At 36.5% G+C, this 1,471-nt stretch carries 1 protein-coding gene and 1 pseudogene; one reads left to right on the top strand and one right to left on the bottom strand.

The annotated features are described in order from the left end of the window. Positions 1 to 159: 159 nt before the first annotated feature. On the top strand, positions 160 to 1,206 hold the full coding sequence (locus tag ACFILN_RS01300) for a Fic family protein (RefSeq protein WP_375670691.1): 1,047 nt from the start codon (positions 160 to 162) through the stop codon (positions 1,204 to 1,206). 64 nt (positions 1,207 to 1,270) lie between these two features. Here ACFILN_RS01300 and ACFILN_RS01295 read toward each other — a convergent pair. Continuing rightward, positions 1,271 to 1,471: pseudogene (locus ACFILN_RS01295) on the bottom strand (hypothetical protein); the annotation flags it as partial.

The raw sequence follows: 1,471 nt of genomic DNA, 5'->3' as shown, positions 1-1,471 counted from the left end.
TGTGAAACCCCCATCTTCTTCGCAAACGCACGAACCGATAGACCCTTACGATTCTTCTTATCCATAGTTGCTCCTTGCCTTCTTCTCTGCCATAAGAAGTAAGAGTTTACTGTGTTACGAATGATTGACAATCGGGTATAATCGGGTATATATTCCGGTATGAAAACAGATACACTCCAAATTACACAAAAATTGTTGGCTCTCATTACTGAGATTGATGAGTTCAAAGGGGCATGGCGCGCTCTTGGTACTCTTGCACCTGAGCGATTGAACGCCCTTCGCCATATTGCTACTGTTGAAAGTATTGGATCTTCTACACGCATTGAAGGGAGTAAGTTAACAGACCGCGAAATCGAACAGCTTTTGGTAAACTTAGAAATTAAACGTTTCAAGAGTCGTGATGAACAAGAAGTTATCGGTTATGCCAAGGTTATGGAAACAATCTTTCAATCTTGGAGTGATATTTCTATTACTGAAAACCATATTAAACAACTTCATCGTGATCTTTTGTGTAATAGTGAGAAAGATCAACGACATCGAGGTGAATATAAGACTGTACGCAATGATGTAGCAGCATTTAATTCTCAAGGAAAAATGGTTGGCATTGTTTTTGAAACAGCTACACCATTTGATACACCATACCGAATGCAAGAGCTTATTACTTGGTTCAATAAAACCAATGAATTAAATGATCTTCATCCTTTACTTACGATTGGTATTTTTAATGTAACATTTTTAGCTATTCATCCTTTTCAAGATGGAAATGGACGTTTAAGCCGTATCTTAACCACCCTTCTTTTGTTACAAAAAGGTTATGTTTATGTACCATATTCATCACTTGAAAGCATTATTGAGAATAATAAAGAAAGCTATTACTTAGCTCTGAATCAGACTCAAAAAACAATTTATACTAAAACACCCAATTGGGAACCTTGGATACTCTTTTTTTTACGTGCTCTACAAAAACAAAAACGCCAATTAGAAATAAAAATAGAGAGTGAAAAAAATGCTCTTTTTTCCTTATCTGAATTGGCTCTTAATATTCTTGATTATGTGCGTAATCACGGACGTGTTACAACCCGCGATATGGTGCGTGAGGTTGGTGCAAGCCCTAATACACTTAAAGTAACTTTTACATCATTAGTTGAAAAAGGTCTTTTGATACGTCATGGTGGTGGACGATCAACTTGGTATAGTGCACCTTAATTTTATTACCTTCTTAACCACCTCCCCATTGTTGAGAACGGGGAGGGGAGTTCTATTTTTTTAATTAAGCAACCTTTTTAATGGGGCTCTCCAAATTTGGTTCGTAAGCTTTTAACAAAGGCTCCATAATCGGGGGAGGTTTAAGGTTCCAAAATTTGTAATCATTGCCAAAATTCTGAGTGCATTTGGTGATTCATCTTGAAGTTTTAAAATCAAAGCTTTTTCTATTGCATCCATGGTCTCAATGAGAGCATTAAAAGCCTTA

The sequence above is a fragment of the Bartonella sp. CL434QHHD genome, from assembly GCF_042195145.1.
Lineage (GTDB): Bacteria > Pseudomonadota > Alphaproteobacteria > Rhizobiales > Rhizobiaceae > Bartonella.
Note: the sequence above shows the minus strand (reverse complement) of the source record. Positions and strands in the feature narration are given on the sequence as shown.

Coding starts and splice junctions, on each gene's coding strand:
- ACFILN_RS01300 (WP_375670691.1), top strand. CDS start 160: ATGAAAACAGATACACTCCAAATTACACAAAAATTGTTGGCTCTCATT.